The sequence below is a fragment of the Rickettsia asiatica genome, from assembly GCF_007989425.1.
In the GTDB taxonomy this organism is placed as follows: Bacteria; Pseudomonadota; Alphaproteobacteria; order Rickettsiales; family Rickettsiaceae; genus Rickettsia; species Rickettsia helvetica.
On the sequence record NZ_AP019563.1, the window covers coordinates 1298978 to 1317502 of the forward strand.

The following is an 18525-nucleotide window of genomic DNA, read 5'->3' on the forward strand; positions in this document are numbered from 1 at the left end:
TCATTCCCGCTTTCACGGGAATGACATAGGAAAGTTTGATCATAAGCGGTTAAACTTAGCTACTTTATCAAATAACTCGCAAATATTCTGTAATAACGATAAACGATTTCCTGCGATTTTTGGATCAGGATCATTAACAAGTACATTATCAAAAAAGCTAGTAATCGGAGTTAATAGAGATGATAATAAATTTAAAGCTTTATCATAATCTTTATCAGCTATACTATCTATAATTTGCGGAGAAATTTTTTGGATTACTTCAAATAATTCTTTTTCAGGCTGTATGCTAAAGAGACTCACATCAACTAAGCCGGTAATTTTCTGATCACTGATTATATTGCTAGCTCGTTTGTAAGCATTTAATAATTGCTTGCCTGCGTCTTCTATTAAAAATTCTTTTAACGCATCAAGCTTAAATTTTGTATCTACTAAATTTAAGTCAAGAACTGCATTAATTAACGCAATATCATAGTCATTTTTAAAGTAAAATTTTGCTCTTTCTTCAAAAAAAGATATTATTAAATTCTTATTTTCATCAGATGAATCTTTATATAAGTTTATAGAAAAATTAATTAAATCATTTAAATTTATCTCTAATTTATTTTCAATTATTATTCTTATTATACCAAGAGCTTGACGTCTTAAGGCATATGGATCACCTGAACCTGTTGGGGCTTCTCCTGCTATCATCAAACCTACTAAACTATCTAGCTTATCGGCTAAAGCAAGCAAAGCAGCATTTCCGCTTGGTACATTGTCGCTCAAACCTTGCGGTTTATAATGGTCTCTAATTGCAGTGGCTATTTCTTCATTTAGCCCTTCATGCTTTGCATAATAATAACCCATAATTCCCTGCAGATCAGGAAACTCCCCGACCATCTCAGAAACAAGATCGCTTTTGCAAAGCTTCGCTGCTACTTTTAAAGGCTTATTTTCAGGAGAAATATAATTACAAATTTTTATTATACGCTCAACTTTTTCTCTTAAGTTACCAAGTTCTGCATGAAATGTTACAGCTTCTAATTTGCCTAATCTTGATTCTAAAGTTTTAGCTATATCCTGCTTATAAAAATATAAAGCATCCGAAAGACGTGCCGATAGTACTTTTTCGTTACCTTGAATAACTAGTTCAGTATTTGCAAATCTACCATTACTGACAAAGAGAAAATACGATGCGAAATTTTCTGTTTTATCAAATAAACAAAAATATTTCTGATGTGTACGCATCGAAGAAATAAGTACTTCTTTAGGTAACTCTAAAAATTTTTGCGGGATTTTTCCAAGTAGCACAACAGGAAATTCATTAAGCCCTGCTACTTCTTCAATTAAACGATTATCTTCTTTTATAATTAAATCATGAGAACTTGCTAGTTCCAGTAAACCGGTTTTAATTATTTCTTCTCTCTTTGTTCTTTCTAAAATAACATGATTTTCTGAAAGCTTACTTTTATAATCTTCAAAATCTATTACTTCTAATTTTTTATTATCAGTTAGGCGATGCCCGTACGTAATATTATCAGCGGTTAAATGCCCAAATTGCAGTGGTAGTACTGTGCCGTCAAATATACATAAAATATTTCGTAGCGGTCTGATCCATTTTATTTTGTAATTGCCCCAAAACATCGATTTTGCCCAGCTATATTTATTAATAGCCTCTATAATAATCTCCAGCAAAATCTCTTTTATTTCTCTTTCTTCTGTTTTTTTGACAAAGAAATAATATAACTGATTATTAATTAATTTAGTAGAAAGCTCTAATTTACTAACATTATGAGCTTTACAAAAGCCGTTAATAGCAGCTTCCGGAGCATCTAAGCTAGGTCCTTTAATTTCCGTTTTTTTCGGCAGCGTTACTTTCGGCAAGTGGGCAGCATGTAGCGTTATTCTACGAGGTCCTACAAATACTTGTACTTTTGCAAATATTTCGTTTTCTTCAAAAATTTTCGTGAATATGTCTAAATAACCCTCTTCAGCATTTTTTTGCATTAATGCAGGTATTTCTTCACTAAACAATTCTAATAATAATTCACTCACCCGTTCATCTCCAACCATTTTGTGCAGCAAATTTTTGCTAAATGACGCACCCTTAAAACATAAGAAGCACGCTCAGTTACACTAATCACGCCTAACGCATTTAATTGATTAAATGCATGACTTGCCTTAAGGCATTCATCATAAGCCGGCATAGGTAAATTAGCTTTGATTAATCTCTCACACTGTTCTTCGCTATCCTTGAAATGCCGCAGTAACATCGCACTATCGGCAAGCTCTAAATTATATTTTGAAAATTGCCGTTCAGCTTCAAAATCCACTTCACCGTATTTTAAAGCTTTTTCTCCTACTTGCCCGTTCCAATCAAGCTCTTTTACTTCATCGACACCTTGAATATATAATGCAAGCCGCTCTAACCCATAAGTAATTTCACCAGCAACGGGTCTACATTCAATACCGCCGATTTGCTGCATATAAGTAAACTGCGATACCTCCATGCCATTACACCATACTTCCCAACCAAGCCCTGCAGCACCTAAGGTTGGCGACTCCCAATCATCTTCAACAAATCTGATATCATGAATTTTTAAATCTATGCCTAAACATTCTAAACTTTTAAGATATAAATCTTGAATATTATCCGGCGACGGTTTTAAGATAACCTGGAATTGATAATAATGTTGCATTCTGTTAGGATGCATGCCGTACCTGCTATCCCCTGGTCTTCTTGATGGCTGAACATATGCAACAGACCAAGGTTTGGTACCAAGGCAGCGAAGCACAGTTGCAGGGTGAAACGTACCTGCTCCAACATGTGCATCGTAAGGCTGCAAAATTGCACAACCGTAATCCTGCCAGTAATTTTGTAAGGTTAGTATAATTTGTTGAAATGATAGTTTTTTCATAAAAAAATAGATTATTACAGATCAATAAAAGGATTAAATATCTTTATATTAAACATATCATAATGCTTAGTATTTCTAGTAACGAGTATCATATTTTTTTGTTTTGCTTGTGCAGCTATTAAGGTATCAATCCCATGCGTACTATCTATGCTCATTAATTCGCCCCATTCTTCACAAGTTTCTTTGTCAATATTAAGAATTCTTTCATTGTAATTTACTATTATCCCTTCTAGCCATTTTTCTAATTTTAGACTTGCTATTTTATCTTTCTTGGCTAACTTTAATATCCCTTTTTTTATTTCACCTATAGTTATACAACTTAAATATAGCTGACTAAAACCAATACTTAAAAACCATTGTATTACTCTACTATCAGGGCTTTTTTTATATAATTCTGATATAGAATTAGTATCTACTAAATATTTCATAACTCAAATTCTCTAGCTTTGCCTTTTGTTCTTTGAATATCCAACTTATTAAAATCAGGAGCACTTAATAAATACTCACTAAAACTGAGCTTTTGTTTAGTAAATTGCTTATAGTTTTTTATACTAATAATTACAACTGCTTCTTCACCTCTTTTTGTAATACATTGAGGGGTACCATGCATTGCAATATCAATAATATTACTTAACTTATTCTTTGCTTCGTGTAACTGCCATTTATTCATATAAAATCCTCATATAGCTAGATTGTCTAGATTATTATAATATAAAGATTCAAAAAAATAAAATGTTTTTTTATTAATTTGAGATCCTAATAATACTCCTTGCCGATCTCGATCTTAGGGCGATCGTTTGCTACTCGCCAATCGTTAGTATCACGGAAAGAATAATAAACACAACTGCAAAATTCTTGCTTATAAAAATGCTCTTCTTTAGCGATTTCGTACATCCTACTAGCACCGCCGTCTTTACGCCAATTATAAGTCCAATAAGTTACCTCCTCATAATGAGATGCAGCTCTAATCCCTGATTCATTAATTTGGTTCATATCTTTCCATCTAGAAATACCAAGCGAACTAGTTATAACCTTAAAGCCGTTTTCATAAGCATATAAAGCCGTACGCTCGAAACGCATATCAAAACACATTGTGCAGTATTTACCTCTCTCAGGCTCAAACTCCATCCCTTTAGCTCTTCTAAACCAATTTTGCGGATCGTAATCCACATCGATAAATTCTATATTATGCTTCTCGGCAAACTTAATATTTTCGTTTTTACGAAGCTCATATTCTTTTTTAGGATGAATATTAGGATTGTAGAAAAAAAGCGTAAACTTAATACTGGTATCGATCATTTTTTCCATTAAAGGACCAACGCAAGGAGCACAACAACAATGGGGTAAAACCTTGCTTTCACCGTTTGGTATTTCAAAAACTTCACTTATATTAATTTACTAGATTCTTTTTATATGTCTCTTTATAGAATTTTAGGATTATAGAAGATAACAAGGCAAGTGCAATTAAATAATATGCAATAGCATAATTGTCTCCGGTAACTTTCGTTAATATCATTGCTAACATTGGAGCAGTACCGCCAAATATAGCAGCAGCAAGGTTGTATGAAAGTGCAACACCGGTAAATCTTATGCTAGTCGGAAATATCTCTACTAAAACCGTTGGAATAGGTCCCATATAAATGCTAATAACTCCGGTAAATATTACTTGAGATATTTTATAGCTAAAGTAAAATTCATCGATCCTAAGGCTACAAAAATAGGATAGACTGATAAAATTAACAAGATAATCCCCCATATTAGTACAGGACGCCGCCCCACCTTATCCGAAACATACGCAGATATAGGAAATACTATCATCATTACGATTAATATTATACTACTAACAATTGTGCTTTGCTGATTAGTATAACCAAGTGTTTGCATAAAATTACCGATAAAAACCGTAGAAGTATAAAAAGGAGCAGTTACGGTAATATAAAGACCAAGTGCGATAATTAGTTCTTTTGGGTATTTTGTTAATGTTTCGCGTAAAGGAAAATGTGCTAAACGCCCTGTTTCCTTAGCTTTTTTATAAATAGGACTTTCTGCTAGGTTTTTTCTAATATACAAACCTACGGAGCTAATAAATAAACCGGCAATAAAAGGTATTCTCCAACCCCATTCAAATAGCATATCGGCAGGCATAAAATAAGAAAAACCGGCTGCTGTACCAAGTCCAAGCAGCATACCGCCGCACATACTAACGAATTAGCTACTCCCCACAAGTCCTCGCTGTTCGAGCGAAGCATGTTCTACAATATACGAAATACAACCGCTAAATTCCCCTCCTAAAGAAAAACCTTGTATGAGTCTGATAATAGTTAAAATAATAGGAGCGGCAATTCCAATAGTTTTTATAACTTGGTAAGAGACCTATCCCAGCAGTCGGTATTGCTATAGTTATAATACCCATTACCAAAGCAGTACGTCTACCGAATCTATCACCGATATTACCGAAAATAATACCGCCGAGCGTTCGTACTACAAAGCCTGCAGCAAATACCGCAAAAGTTAAAGTCTCCTGCATTTCTGAATCCGGAAAAAAAATGCTGCCCTATAATATAAGCAAATTGAGCATATAATGCATAATCCTATTCTAAAGCGTTGCCGATCATGCCGGATATTACTACTTTTCTCATTAAGTTATTTTATTGATTTTAAAAAAGATAATAAGAGTAATATTTTATATTCTCAAGTAAAAATAGCTTTATGGCTTTGTTGCATGGCTCGGAAAATGCTCTTAGTGTCTCCCCATTCCCGCGGAAAAGCGGGAATGACACAAAACGGGCCATGCAACAACGCCTACAGTCGCTTGCAATGACGATGCCCTATCTATGTTTTTCATTAACCACTTTCTTAGTTAATTTAGCATTTATTTGAGAAGGAGAAACTTTAATATTTTGTTTGATGTTTTTTGTTTTTTCCTGAGATAGAAGACTTTCTTTATCATTTTGTAATGTTTTCATAAACTTATCTATATTGCTTTGTTCTAGTTTTATTGCATTATCATTATTCAAAATTAATCCTCCAATTTTTTCACCAAGTTCAGGTGCATATCTGACGGCAAAAATTGATGCCGGTACAACTATGATAGAAAAAGCTGCTCCCGCAGTCGCAACACTAATTGCTCCGACCAATAAAGCACAAACAGCACCGGCGATTTTTCCAGTTGCTTGTTTAAATATATTACTTTTTTGTGTAAATGTTAAAGACCTCTCTAATATTTTATTAAATTCTTTCTTTATATAGATGGTTGCTTCATCAATATTATTATATTTCTTCATTGCATACATTACAGAAGCCTTAAATAATTTTTTGTGAGACTCCGCATAATTTATTATTTTGTCAAAATTCTTCTCTTTTAAAAGAGTTTTAAATATATTTTTAATTTTTTCTTTTTCGGTACTATTTATTTTTTCATCTCCAAAATAAACTTCTACAAGATTTTCTGCTATTATATCTTGTGATTGCTCTAAAATATTATTCTTATTTTGCTCATTTTCGTCTTCAGAAGTAATCATTATTGCAAATAACTCTAATGCTACGGAAAAATTATCATCGTTAATAACCCGCATACCTAAATAATTTTTGAGTCTAGAAATACATTTATTAATATATTTTTCAGCGTCCGGTTTAGAATTAAGCCTTAGCGTATAATCTATAGCAAGCATATTTGCAATAGTAGAGCAAGTAGATTTCATAAGATTATTGACAAAATTATTAACAATATCTTTTTTAAATAAATTAGTATTTACGTTATTAAGTATTATCGCATTATTCATTTTAGTAATTTATTTTGAGGCTAATTCTCTGATATATAATATTAATTTAGCATAAATAAGATTAGGAGCATGATTTACTGAAAGTTTATAGATATTCTTAGGCGTTAACACTTCTTCATTACGTACTCGTACAAAAGATATAAGAGTATTAGGAGGCATATAAGAATAAATTTCAGAGAATATTTTTAGAAAAGTCAAAAAATCTGCACATGCATATTTTATATTTATGCTATAATTATTTACATGAATCGATTCACCTTCTCCTTCAACCACCTGAACATTATTTTTAAAAAATACTGAATTTATAGATACATCTATAGGTTCTACTAAATCATATTTATTGCTTAAGCTTTTTATTTTAGGAATTAGTTCTTGATAATTTAAGCAACTCACACTACTTGGCATGCTTAAATCTACATATTTTTTGTAAGATTCTAATATTTCTTCTTTAGAGTTAATGACAGAATAAAGCTTTAAAACTTCTTCTGTTAGATTTTCTTGTGAAACTTGTTTATCAAGAATAGATTTACTGTATTCTTGCTGGAAATTTTTTATTATCCAAATAGTTAAGGAAATAAAGAAGAAATATATAATAAATTGAAAGAATATAAGATTCTTTAAATACATAATATATTTTTCAAACATTATTTTTACCTTGGGTTATTAGTGCCGGTTTAGGATCGATATACTCCGAAGTAAAATGAAGAGTATATACGAAGATCAACTTCAAAAAGAACTAGGAGTTCACAAGGCGAGGATCTTAATACGTGAGAACCGAAGCTCTTGTAGAACGACGACGCCAATTTTTGAAGTTGATCGAGTATATTAAGTTTTATCGTCAACTATATTAACCGATAAAGGAATTACTACCTTACCGAATCTATCAAGTATTTTATCCTTATATATAACATAATCTATCTGCAAATTAGATAATTTATTTTTTACGTTTTGCATATGATCATCTAGCATCTTTAGAGATTCATCTACCGATAGATTATTAGTATGATATTTAAGTATTAATTTGATTATTAATTGTCTCTTAGAAACTAACAAAATATTATCTATATTTGTTAATTCCCATTTAATTTCTTCTAATTTAAAAGCCGGATTTAAAGTAATTATTAGCCTTTTAAGTAAATCAAACGGCAGTGGTACCGGTGCTTCTAGTAATTTTTCTATTACATATAAATCAGCTAGGCTAGTAGTATTTTTAATATAAGGATATTTATATTTGATACTATCATATTCTTGATTTGTTGCATAATATTTTTCATTAATAGAGTTTATGTCTTTGTAATTCTGTTGTGTATTATATTTGATAATACCGACCACTAATATTAATATTATAAGTAATGCACTATATAATTTAAATGTCAGATCCTTTATAGTAACTAGTTTTTTTATTGATTTTAAATTATTATTATAAGCGGGAAAACTCTTATATTCTAGAAACAGCCTACTAATATTCGTATCTATAAATCTTTCTTTTTCTAGAGTTTGCTTATTTAGTATATTATCAACCGGTATAAAGATTACAGGGCGATCTTCAAAATTTGTTGATTCTAATAAAGATTTTAACTCTTCATCTACTATAAGAATTATACAGGCTCTTTGATCAAGATTACTTATATAGTTTTTAAATAATATAAAGCAATCATTAATTTCTTGTTCTATAATACCTTGAACATAGCCGGTTGTTTTATCAAATGGATACTCAAGGTTTCTAATTGTTATTATATTATTTTTATGTTTGATAATAAATTTTATACCGCTAGCTTGTGATGCATATACACAAATTTGAAAATAATCGTTATATTTATCATTTTCTATATTCTGCACTATTTTATTTATAATAACTTTTAGCTCTAACGTTAAAAAGTAAATTCCTTTTAAATCAAGCGATCTTTTATTTATAATGCATGAAATTATATCGCTTAAAGGTGTTTCAAATGGACACGACATAATTAAAGTCGACCAAATTTCACTTGGTGTAGTAGTAATTTCGTAAACACAATGTGCTATAATGTCTTCTTTATTAAAATAACCTTCGATAAATTGTTCAATAGGATCAAGTTTAACTATTAACTGTAATATAGGTATTTGATCGTGCCGTGTTTTACATTCGCTGCCATCAAGTAAAAAATAAATATCGCTTTTTGGAAATTTACTAAAAAAGTTTTTATAAGGGTTTAAGTCTATCTGTTCTTGAGTAGGAATAAATAATTTATCTAATAATTTATTATCGAGAAAAGTACTAAGAAATACACCTTTATTACCTAGTAACACCACGATTTTTTTTCTTTTGAAAGAAAATAAATTTATTTTAATCATAATTCAGTGTATTTTACTATACGCGATGTCATCCCCGCGTGGCATTGCCTGCGTGGATACCCAAGTCGTCATTGCGAGCAACCGTAGGCTGCGTGGCAATCCATAAAAAATAATAAAAATCCTGTAAATCAGGATTTTTAACTGGATTGCTTCGTCAATTATTTTATAATTTCCTCGCAATGACGAAAAATGATCTACACGGGAATGACATAACATTAAATAATATATCTTACCATGACTAAATTTACCACTGAAGAAGTTAGAAGTAAATTTATAACTTACTTTAAAGCAAATAATCATACACATATACCGGCTAGCTCGTTAATTCCACACAATGACCCTAGCTTAATGTTTGTTAATTCCGGAATGGTACAATTTAAAAATGTTTTTACCGGACAAGAAAAAAGACCTTATAACAAAGCGGTAACTAGTCAAAAATCTCTTAGAGCCGGCGGCAAGCATAACGACCTTGAGAATGTGGGTTATACGGCAAGACATCATACCTTTTTTGAAATGCTAGGTAATTTTTCATTCGGTGACTATTTTAAAGGACAAGCCATATATTACGCTTGGAATTTATTGACTAAAGAATTTGAACTCCCAAAAGACAAACTTTATGCAACAATTTATCATACCGATGACGAAGCAGCTTCTTATTGGAAAAAAATAGCAGGTTTTGGGGATGATCGCATAATAAAAATCAAAACAAACGATAATTTTTGGTCAATGGGTGATACTGGTCCTTGCGGTCCTTGCTCTGAAATTTTTTACGATCACGGAGAACAAATATACGGCGGGCTACCTGGCACTAAGGACGAAGACGGTGACAGATTTATCGAGATTTGGAATATGGTATTTATGCAATATGAACAAATCGATAAAGATACTAGAGTAGAGTTACCGCAAAAATCAATCGATACCGGTATGGGTCTTGAGCGTATGACGGCAGTATTACAGCATGTTAACAACAATTATGATATAGATTTATTTCAGGAAATAATTAATTTTACCGAAAATATAGTAAAAGTGAAAGTAGAGGGAGAAGCTAAATTTTCTTACCGAGTTATTGCCGACCACTTACGAGCAAGTAGCTTTTTAATAGCTGACGGCGTTATCCCTTCAAATGAGGGGCGTGGTTACGTACTTCGCCGCATTATGCGAAGATCCATGAGGCATGCTCATATGCTAGGTAGCAAAGAGCCGTTAATGTATAAATTACTGCCAAAACTTGTTGATTTAATGGGGAATGTTTATCCTGAACTTAAAAGAGCAGAAAGCTTTATAAGCAGTATCTTAGAACAAGAAGAAATTAGATTTAAAGCCACATTAGAACGTGGTCTAAAGCTTCTTACCGAAGAAACAGAAATGCTAACAAAAGGTAATGAATTATCAGGAGAAGTAGCGTTTAAACTATACGATACTTACGGATTTCCGCTTGATTTAACCGAAGATATTCTAAAAAACCGTGATATTTCCATTGATCACAAAGGGTTTGAAGAGCAAATGCTTGCACAAAAAAAACGTGCTAGAAAATCTTGGCTTGGCTCCGGTGAGTTAAAAACAGATCAACTATGGTTTGATATCAAAGAGCAGCATGGTAGTACGGAGTTTTTAGGATATACGCTTAATGAAGCAGAATGTAAAATAATTGCATTAATTAAAGATAATAATTTAGTTAATAATATTCAGGAAACAGATACACAATTCTTGTTGATCAGCAACCAAACACCTTTTTACGGTGAGTCCGGCGGTCAGATGGGTGACATTGGGACGATATTTGCAAAAGATTCTAAAGTAGAAGTAATAGATACTTTAAAATATTTAGGCTCTATTATAGTCCACAAATGTATTTTGAAAAAGGGGCAGATTAACGTAGGCGAGAATGCTAATTTTAGTATAGACATCAAATATAGACAAAATTTAAGAATTCACCACTCGGCAACGCATATATTACATGCAGTACTGCACGAGGTACTTGGTAAACATGTTACACAAAAAGGTTCGTTAGTCGCTCCGACTTATTTACGCTTTGATATTAGCCATTCTAAAGCTGTGACTAATGAAGAAATCACTTTAATCGAAGATAAGGTAAATGAGATTATTAGAGATAATCATGAGGTAAATACTACATTAATGGCAACTGAAGATGCAGTTAAACATGGAGCTATGGCACTATTCGGCGAGAAATACGACTCTGAGGTAAGAGTAGTTAAGATGGGTGAGACTTCTTTAGAATTATGTGGTGGTACGCATGTCAGACATACCGGCGATATAGGCTCTTTTAAAATTACAAGTGAAAGTGCTATAGCAGCAGGGGTTCGCAGAATTGAAGCAGTTTGCGGGGAATTCATAATTAAATTAATGAGAGAAAAAGATAATTTACTTAAATTGGTAGAAAGCAGTTTAAAGACTAACAAAAACGAGCTTATTACTAAGGTTAATAATATTTTAGAGCGTAACAAGGAACTTGAGAAAGAGTTAGAAAAAACTCATTTAGCTAGTTTAGATTTAAGTATAGAGCAAATTGAAAAGCAAGCTGAACAAATAACAGGAATAAAACTATTATACAAAAAAGTAGGAAATATAGACAATAAAATATTACGCCAGGCTGCCGAAAATTTAACAAAAAAAGTAGAAGATTTAATAGTGGTATATATTGCCGAGGGGATTGGTAAATTATCTATTACGGTTGCGGTGAGTAAAGCTATAACAGACAAATACAATGCAGGTATAATTGCAAAAGAACTCTCTTTATTCTTAGGTGGCAGTGGCGGAGGCGGGCAAGTAAGCCTTGCTCAAGCCGGAGGAAATGATATAGGTAAGCTAACTAACATCCATGAAAAATTATATAGTTTATTAACAGTGTCGTAGTGTACTAATTTAGGACGTCATTACGAGCGGGCATTGTAATAACGAAATTTATGGTTGTTAATACTCTGCTTTCACAAAATAAAGTCCGGATGCGGGAGCAGTAGGACCGGCAGCTTTTCTATCTTTTGCCTCTAAAACCTCTTTAATATATTCTGCTTGCCAAACATTCTTCCTGACAAGCACTAAACTACCGACAATATTACGTACCATATGATGTAAAAACGAGGGTGCTGAAAGATATAATTTTATTTCTTCGTTTTCTTTAATAATATTAAGTTCAGTTAAAGTTTTAATCGGTGATTTTGATTGACATGAGCTAGCCCTAAATGAAGTAAAATCATGTTTGCCTAATAGATAAGTGGCAGCTTTTTGCATAGCTAGAACATCTAAAGGTGAACTAATCCACCATGCTCTATTTAAATCAATTACGGATGGATAAGGTCTATTAATAATTCTATATATATAATGACGGGAGGTAGCTGAAAATCTTGCATGAAAATTATTTAGAACCATTTCACAGTTCCATACCCCTACTGCATAAGGTCTTGCAAAATAGTTAATTGCTGTAATAATTTTGTGAGGTTCTAAATATTTTGAAAGATCAAAATGTGCTACTTGACCTATAGCATGAACACCGGCATCTGTTCTTCCTGACCCAAATAATATTACCTGTTCACCGGAAAATTTATAAATCGCTTCTTCTAATATCTGCTGTACCGATATTACTCCTGCTTGTCTTTGCCAACCTGCAAGATCTGTACCTAAATATTCAATGGTGATCTTATATCGATACATAAAGGGATTGGATTTTACAATTGTCATCCCGTGGCTTGACCACGGGATCTTATATAACAGACCGTATCCTGAGATACCGCGATCAAATCACAGTATGACAATATAAGTGTTATCACGCTTCTAGTAAATCCGATGGATTACCGTCACCGTGCTTTCCTCCGCTTCTAAAGCTATTAAGTTTTTTGGATCTAATAGGATGTTGTAACTTTCTTAAAGCTTTTGACTCGATTTGTCTTATACGTTCTCTAGTTACTTTAAATTGCTGCCCTACTTCTTCTAATGTATGGTCAGTATTCATACCTATACCGAAACGCATTCTAAGCACTCTCTCTTCACGAGGCGTAAGGGTTGCAAGTACTCTAGTGGTAACTTCTCGTAAATTTGACTGAATTGCCGCATCAATCGGTGCTACTGCATTCTTATCTTCGATAAAATCGCCTAATTGACCGCCGTCACTATCATCACCTACGGGATTCTCAAGACTTATAGGTTCTTTAGCTATTTTCATGACTTTACGCACTTTATCAAGCGGCATTGAAAGACGGTTAGCGATTTCCGTTGCTGTCGGTTCATAGCCGAGTTCATTAAGCATTTGTCTTGAAGTACGCAGTATCTTATTAATTGTTTCAATCATATGCACAGGAATACGTATAGTCCTTGCTTGATCTGCAATAGCTCTTGTTATAGCTTGTCTAATCCACCAAGTAGCATAGGTAGAGAATTTATAGCCACGGCGATATTCAAATTTATCCACCGCTTTCATAAGTCCTATATTACCTTCTTGAATTAAATCTAAAAACTGCAATCCCCTATTAGCGTATTTTTTAGCGATAGATATAACTAAACGTAAATTCGCTTCTATCATATCTTTTTTTGCTTGCAGTGTTTGTCTCTCACTTTTTTGTATAGTATTCACTAGTTTTTTAAAATCATTAACTAAAAGACCGGTATTAGATTCTATAACTGATAACTCGGCAATCATTTGATCTATATAATCCGATTCTTTAGTAATTAATTCTTTCCAAGCGACTTTTTTATTTTTCAGCATTTTTTCTTTCCATGCTGCATTGATAACCGATCCTATATATTCATCAAGGAAATTTTGGCGAGTTACTCCGTACTTTTCGGCAAGTTTTAAAAAAGCTGTTTCTTTATTAATTAAATCACGATTTATTCCATACATCTTACCTAAAATTTCTTCTGTTCTTTTAGAATTAAAATGTATTTCCGAAACTTCATTTATTAATAATTCCAAATTATTATTATATTTTTTGCTATTTTGTAAAACCTTCGGCTCAAAAGATTTCTCATAACATTTTTTAGCTTCAATGAGTAGCTCTTCGCAGATAAAAGAAATCTTTTTCATACGCTCTATAATATTAGGTAATATCTGCGTTTCTACTCTAGACATAGATAAGTGATTATCCTCATGCTCTTCTCCTTCGGTATCACTACTATGTTCTTCATCATTTTCGGGTGTTTCGTCATGTAACATGTTAGCTTCTAAATCTATCAGATCACGTAGTAACATTTTTTCATTAACTAAATCTTCATACCATACTATAAAACAACGCATAGCAATAGGGCTTCTGCATAAGGAAGCAGTCATTGTTTTACGTCCTTCCTCAATCCTTTTTGCTATTTCTACTTCGTTTTCACGAGTTAAAAGATCGACTCCCCCCATATCCTTAAGATATAATCTTACAGGATCATCGGTAGTACCTATATTTTCTTCTTCTACCTCATCCTCAGATTCATTATCAACATTAGTAGATAGCTTAAATTCTTCATCCATTCCGATATCAAGCTTAATTTCATCATCTTCGTTAGATTCTAAAATATCTACTCCCGCATCGGAAAATTTTAATATAGCTTCCTCTAATTGTCTTATTGAAGGATTTTTATTAAGAGGAAGAGCTTTGTTTATATCATCATAAGTGACCGGTATCTTTTTAGATTTAGCTTTTTTAAGTAAACTATCTATTTTATCTAGATCATTGTCTATATTGCTATTGCTCATTAAATACCTATATGCTTTTTTCTTTTAAAAGAAGTTTGAAATAATTAAGTTATCGTGTGATTAATAAAAGATTCGTTTAAAATTTGAAGTTCATTTGCAATCTTCAGAATTTCTTTTTTATATAGTAAAACTTTTTCAAAGTCGTGATTATCAGTACTGTTTATGGTACATGCGTATTCTTGTTGTAAATTTATTAGATAATATTTCTTATGTAACCACTGCCATAATAAATCCAGTCTGATATTATTTTTATTAAATGAGATATCTAAAAACAAATTATCCGTTTTTGATAATAATAAAAAAATATCTAAAAAGCTAGTTTTTTCCACAATTGCAGTAATTTCACTTGCTTCTACGTTATTATCTATAATCTCGTTTAAATACCAATTACGGAATTCTTCAAGCGATTTATTATTAAAATTTAAATTTAGGATGAAATCTTTAATATCTTTTTCTTCAAGTATTGTAGGAAATTTAACCAACAAAGCACAAAAAGCGTGTTCTAGTATTTCAAGCTCTGAATAGCCGTGACTTGAAACTATAGGAGTTAAATTTGAGCTTTTAGTTGTAGCTTTCTTCTGCTTTATGACTAAATTTTGCCATATTTGATCTTTAAAAAACCTGTAATAACTTGCTCTTAAATCACTATCCGATATTTTGCTGCAATAATTTTTTAAATTTTTTTCTAAATTAGCTTTTTCTTCCGCAGTTTTAAAACTCTTGCCGCTATACTCAATATGCCAAATCATTTCTGATAGGCTTATTCTTTTATCTATAAGCTTTGCAAAAAAATCAGCACCGTTTTTATTTACTGCATCGTCGGGATCAAGTCCGCTTGGTAACCTAATAAAAGAAATTTTCTTTTCACTATTAATAAGCGGTAATGCTAGATTAATAGTTCTTATGCTAGCTTTTATGCCTGCATTATCTCCGTCAAGACATAATATAATTTCATCGCCGGCACGCCATAATTTATGTAAGTGATTCTCGGTAACGCTAGTACCAAGGCTTGCAACTGCTTCACTAAAACCTGCTTGATGTAGTGCTATAACATCAAAATAACCTTCTACTAAAATCGAGTGATTTTTTTTATAGCTACTGCTTATCGCTTTATGCTCACCGTATAGAGTTTCACTTTTTTGAAATACTGTAGTTTCAGGTGAATTTAAGTATTTAGGCAGCCCTGCCCCTAGTACTCTACCGCCAAAGCCTACAATTTTATTGTAAATATTTCTAATTGGAATGGTAATACGGTTAGAAAATAAATTATATATTTCACCGTTTTCTCGCCTGCCGATTAAGCCAGCTTTACCGAGTTTTGTAATATCTATATTCTTATCATGACAAAACTTTTCAAATTTATTATTCTTCGGTGCAAAGCCTATGGAAAATTCTTTTATTGTTGTCTCGGTAATATTTCTTCGGTGTAGATAATTTAATATTTCAGGTGTTAATTGTGTCCTGAAAAATTTATTGGCGAGTTCTAAAATATTTAGAATTTCATCGGATTCTTCATAAAATTCTTTCTGTTTCACAGTTAATTTCAGTATCTCTATACCGTAATCGGTTGCAAGCTTTATAGCAGACTCATTATAGGATAGACCGCTAATATTAGAAGTAAATTTTATAACGTCACCGGCTGCTTTACAGCCAAAACAATAGAAAAATCTCTTACTATCACTAACTGTAAAAGATGGGGTCTTTTCTTGATGGAAAGGACATAAACCTACATAGTTACCGGATTTTCTAGTTAAAGCTACTTTTTGCCGTATTACATCAGATATGTTAATACGGTTTCTTAAGAACTCATAAAATTCCGGTGTAACTCTCATATTTTATAGTATATAAGAAAGAATAGCTGTAGCAAGACAATAAGAAAGCGGTATAGACAAATTATCATTAATTCTTAAATCTTTTGAATAAAATTCAGCTACCGTAGCCCCTATGCAACTTATAATGATAATAATAAAACTCGTATTGTACCCTAAATAGAAATACACTAATATACTTATAAAAATTGCAGAAGCTAAAAAGGTAATAGAACCTGCTATAGATTTACCGTTACTTAAACTATTTCCTATTTTAACGCCGACAAAAGCTGCTAAACAATCTGAAATAATTAAAATCAACCACGAACAAATCACTAAATTTTTAGGAAAAAGAAGAGCAGTTAAGAAAAAACCGAGCATCATAAAGCTAATACCGCTTAAAGCAAAAGAGCCGTTATTTTCTTCGAGCCTTATAACTTTTGAAAAAAATCTAGTTACAAATTTGCTAATTTTTGCATTATTATGACGTGATACATCTAAATATAATGTAATAGCTGTTATTATAAATAATAATAAAGTAATAGCAGTTCTTGGAATAAATAAATAAAGCAGCGGAAATATTATAGCTGATAGGTGGAAAATTTTACGCTTTTTCTCAAAGTCAAAATCTTTAATTTTCATAGAATCATTAATATGTCTTTAGATATGTGAAAAATAATGCCTACGTCATTGCGAGCGACTAAAAGGAGCGTGGCAATCCAGAAAAAATAATAATAAAATTCTGTAAATCAGAATTTTTACTGGATTGCTTTGTCAATTACTAACATAATTTCCTCGCAATGACGATATTTAGGCAATGCCAAATAATTAAAAAGGCTTATTTGACAAATTTAACTATTACAAATATACTTGCTGAAATCTATATTATTGAAAATAGTATACTAAAATTACTAAATCTATACAATATAATTATGAATACAAAATTTCCTATCACCACTAAAGGTTTTGAAAAATTAGAACACGAGCTTAAACATTTAAAACATGTAGAGCGTAAAAAAATTAGTGAAGATATAGCAGAGGCACGAGAACACGGCGATTTATCCGAGAATGCGGAATATGAAGCAGCACGTGAGAAACAAGCATTTATAGAAGGGCGTATTAAAGAGCTTGAAGATATGACGGCAAGAGCGGAAATTATTGATATTGGTAAATTATCGGGAGATAACATAAAATTCGGGGCTACGGTTACTTTGATCGACGACGATACTGAAGAAGAAGTAACATATATTATTGTAGGAGAATATGAAGCCGATATAACTAGAAAAAGAGTTTCAATCGCTTCTCCTATAGCAAAAGCTTTGATTGGAAAATCTGTAGGTGATTTTGCAGAAGTTACAACACCGAAAGGATCAAAATCATACGAAGTAGTTACCGTTGAATATAAAGAACTAGAGCTTTAGCTTAACTTTTTCTTATTACTATAAAGAAAGCTAAGCTAATACCATAGCAATGTTGTATGCATAAGTGATATAGTAGGATAGATGGAAGAGTAGCAGCTTATTATATTATTTATACAAGTCAAGCCAACAGATTCTATTATACTGTATTTATTTTTTCTTAAACATCTCAAGCATTCTTTTTGTTACTATAAATCCGCCGAAGATATTTATAGAAGCAAGCAGCGTTGCAAAATACCCTAGTAGACCGGAAAATCCAAAAGCAGAGCTGCTTGCAGCAATTATAGAACTAAGGACTATAATGCCTGAAATAGCGTTAGTGATTGACATAAGCGGAGTATGGAGTGCGGGCGTTACTTTCCACACAACATAATAGCCAACAAAAGAAGCTAATACGAAGATTGTTATAGCAAATACTAGCTGGTCTATAGTACTTGTGTTCGTTTGCCAACTAGTATCTATTACCAAATCTTTTAACTTGTCTGATAATTCTTGGGTATTATGGGCAATTTCAGCAGCCTGCTTCGCTATTATCGGTAATTGATTCATATTTCTTCTCTTAGTTATTATTTTCTTTGTCATTGCGAGAAAATTACGTAAGTA

Annotated in this window: 15 protein-coding genes and 1 pseudogene; 2 read left to right on the forward strand and 14 right to left on the reverse strand. The window is 32.1% G+C overall.

What is annotated here, in order from left to right; translation table 11 throughout:
* Window positions 1-39: 39 nt before the first annotated feature.
* From glyS to RAS_RS07685, 9 genes and pseudogenes are all read right to left on the reverse strand, one after another.
* Window positions 40-2034, reverse strand: coding sequence for a glycine--tRNA ligase subunit beta (gene glyS, locus RAS_RS07645; protein ID WP_147143725.1), 1995 nt, complete (start codon window positions 2032-2034; stop codon window positions 40-42).
* Window positions 2031-2897 (reverse strand): glycine--tRNA ligase subunit alpha, encoded by an 867-nt coding sequence (locus RAS_RS07650; protein ID WP_147143728.1) that lies wholly within the window; start codon window positions 2895-2897, stop codon window positions 2031-2033. Before RAS_RS07650 ends, glyS begins: the two co-directional genes overlap by 4 nt.
* A 14-nt stretch (window positions 2898-2911) precedes the next feature.
* Window positions 2912-3325, reverse strand: a complete 414-nt coding sequence (locus RAS_RS07655) for a type II toxin-antitoxin system VapC family toxin (RefSeq protein WP_010420923.1) — start codon at window positions 3323-3325, stop codon at window positions 2912-2914.
* The gene (locus RAS_RS07660) at window positions 3322-3567 is read right to left on the reverse strand and encodes a type II toxin-antitoxin system Phd/YefM family antitoxin (protein ID WP_147143732.1); all 246 of its coding nucleotides are present in this window, start codon (window positions 3565-3567) and stop codon (window positions 3322-3324) included. Before RAS_RS07660 ends, RAS_RS07655 begins: the two co-directional genes overlap by 4 nt.
* 86 nt (window positions 3568-3653) lie before the next feature.
* Window positions 3654-4286 carry an epoxyqueuosine reductase QueH gene (locus RAS_RS07665; RefSeq protein ID WP_147143736.1) on the reverse strand — a complete coding sequence of 211 codons (633 nt, stop codon included), beginning with the start codon at window positions 4284-4286 and terminating at the stop codon, window positions 3654-3656.
* Window position 4287: 1 nt separating this feature from the next.
* Window positions 4288-5458, reverse strand: a pseudogene (locus RAS_RS07670) (MFS transporter).
* A 267-nt stretch (window positions 5459-5725) separates the two neighbouring features.
* The gene (locus RAS_RS07675; protein WP_147143739.1) at window positions 5726-6679 is read right to left on the reverse strand and encodes an RP853 family protein; all 954 of its coding nucleotides are present in this window, start codon (window positions 6677-6679) and stop codon (window positions 5726-5728) included.
* Window positions 6680-6688: 9 nt separating this feature from the next.
* Complete coding sequence (locus RAS_RS07680) at window positions 6689-7324, reverse strand: hypothetical protein (protein ID WP_147143742.1); 636 nt, start codon at window positions 7322-7324, stop codon at window positions 6689-6691.
* A gap of 180 nt (window positions 7325-7504) precedes the next feature.
* The gene (locus RAS_RS07685) at window positions 7505-9010 is read right to left on the reverse strand and encodes a hypothetical protein (protein WP_147143745.1); all 1506 of its coding nucleotides are present in this window, start codon (window positions 9008-9010) and stop codon (window positions 7505-7507) included.
* Window positions 9011-9244: 234 nt separating this feature from the next.
* Between RAS_RS07685 and alaS the strand changes: the two genes are divergently transcribed.
* Window positions 9245-11881, forward strand: a complete 2637-nt coding sequence (gene alaS / locus RAS_RS07690) for an alanine--tRNA ligase (protein WP_147143748.1) — start codon at window positions 9245-9247, stop codon at window positions 11879-11881.
* 57 nt (window positions 11882-11938) lie between these two features.
* On the opposite strand, the gene truA is transcribed toward alaS, so the two are convergent.
* From truA to RAS_RS07710, 4 genes are all read right to left on the reverse strand, one after another.
* A complete protein-coding gene (truA, locus tag RAS_RS07695; protein WP_147143750.1) occupies window positions 11939-12676 on the reverse strand; it encodes a tRNA pseudouridine(38-40) synthase TruA in 738 nt (245 codons plus the stop codon).
* A gap of 112 nt (window positions 12677-12788) precedes the next feature.
* Window positions 12789-14696, reverse strand: a complete 1908-nt coding sequence (rpoD, locus tag RAS_RS07700) for an RNA polymerase sigma factor RpoD (protein ID WP_147143753.1) — start codon at window positions 14694-14696, stop codon at window positions 12789-12791.
* Between the two features lie 44 nt (window positions 14697-14740).
* Window positions 14741-16528 carry a DNA primase gene (gene dnaG, locus RAS_RS07705; protein ID WP_147143756.1) on the reverse strand — a complete coding sequence of 596 codons (1788 nt, stop codon included), beginning with the start codon at window positions 16526-16528 and terminating at the stop codon, window positions 14741-14743.
* A 3-nt stretch (window positions 16529-16531) separates the two neighbouring features.
* Window positions 16532-17146, reverse strand: coding sequence for a diacylglycerol/polyprenol kinase family protein (locus RAS_RS07710; protein WP_147143759.1), 615 nt, complete (start codon window positions 17144-17146; stop codon window positions 16532-16534).
* A gap of 290 nt (window positions 17147-17436) precedes the next feature.
* Here RAS_RS07710 and greA point away from each other — a divergent pair, with 290 nt between their 5' ends.
* Window positions 17437-17925 carry a transcription elongation factor GreA gene (gene greA, locus RAS_RS07715; protein WP_029374728.1) on the forward strand — a complete coding sequence of 163 codons (489 nt, stop codon included), beginning with the start codon at window positions 17437-17439 and terminating at the stop codon, window positions 17923-17925.
* 147 nt (window positions 17926-18072) lie between these two features.
* Here the strand turns inward: greA and RAS_RS07720 are convergent, their stop codons facing one another.
* Complete coding sequence (locus RAS_RS07720; protein WP_010420895.1) at window positions 18073-18471, reverse strand: NAD(P) transhydrogenase subunit alpha part 2; 399 nt, start codon at window positions 18469-18471, stop codon at window positions 18073-18075.
* Window positions 18472-18525 lie beyond the last annotated feature (54 nt).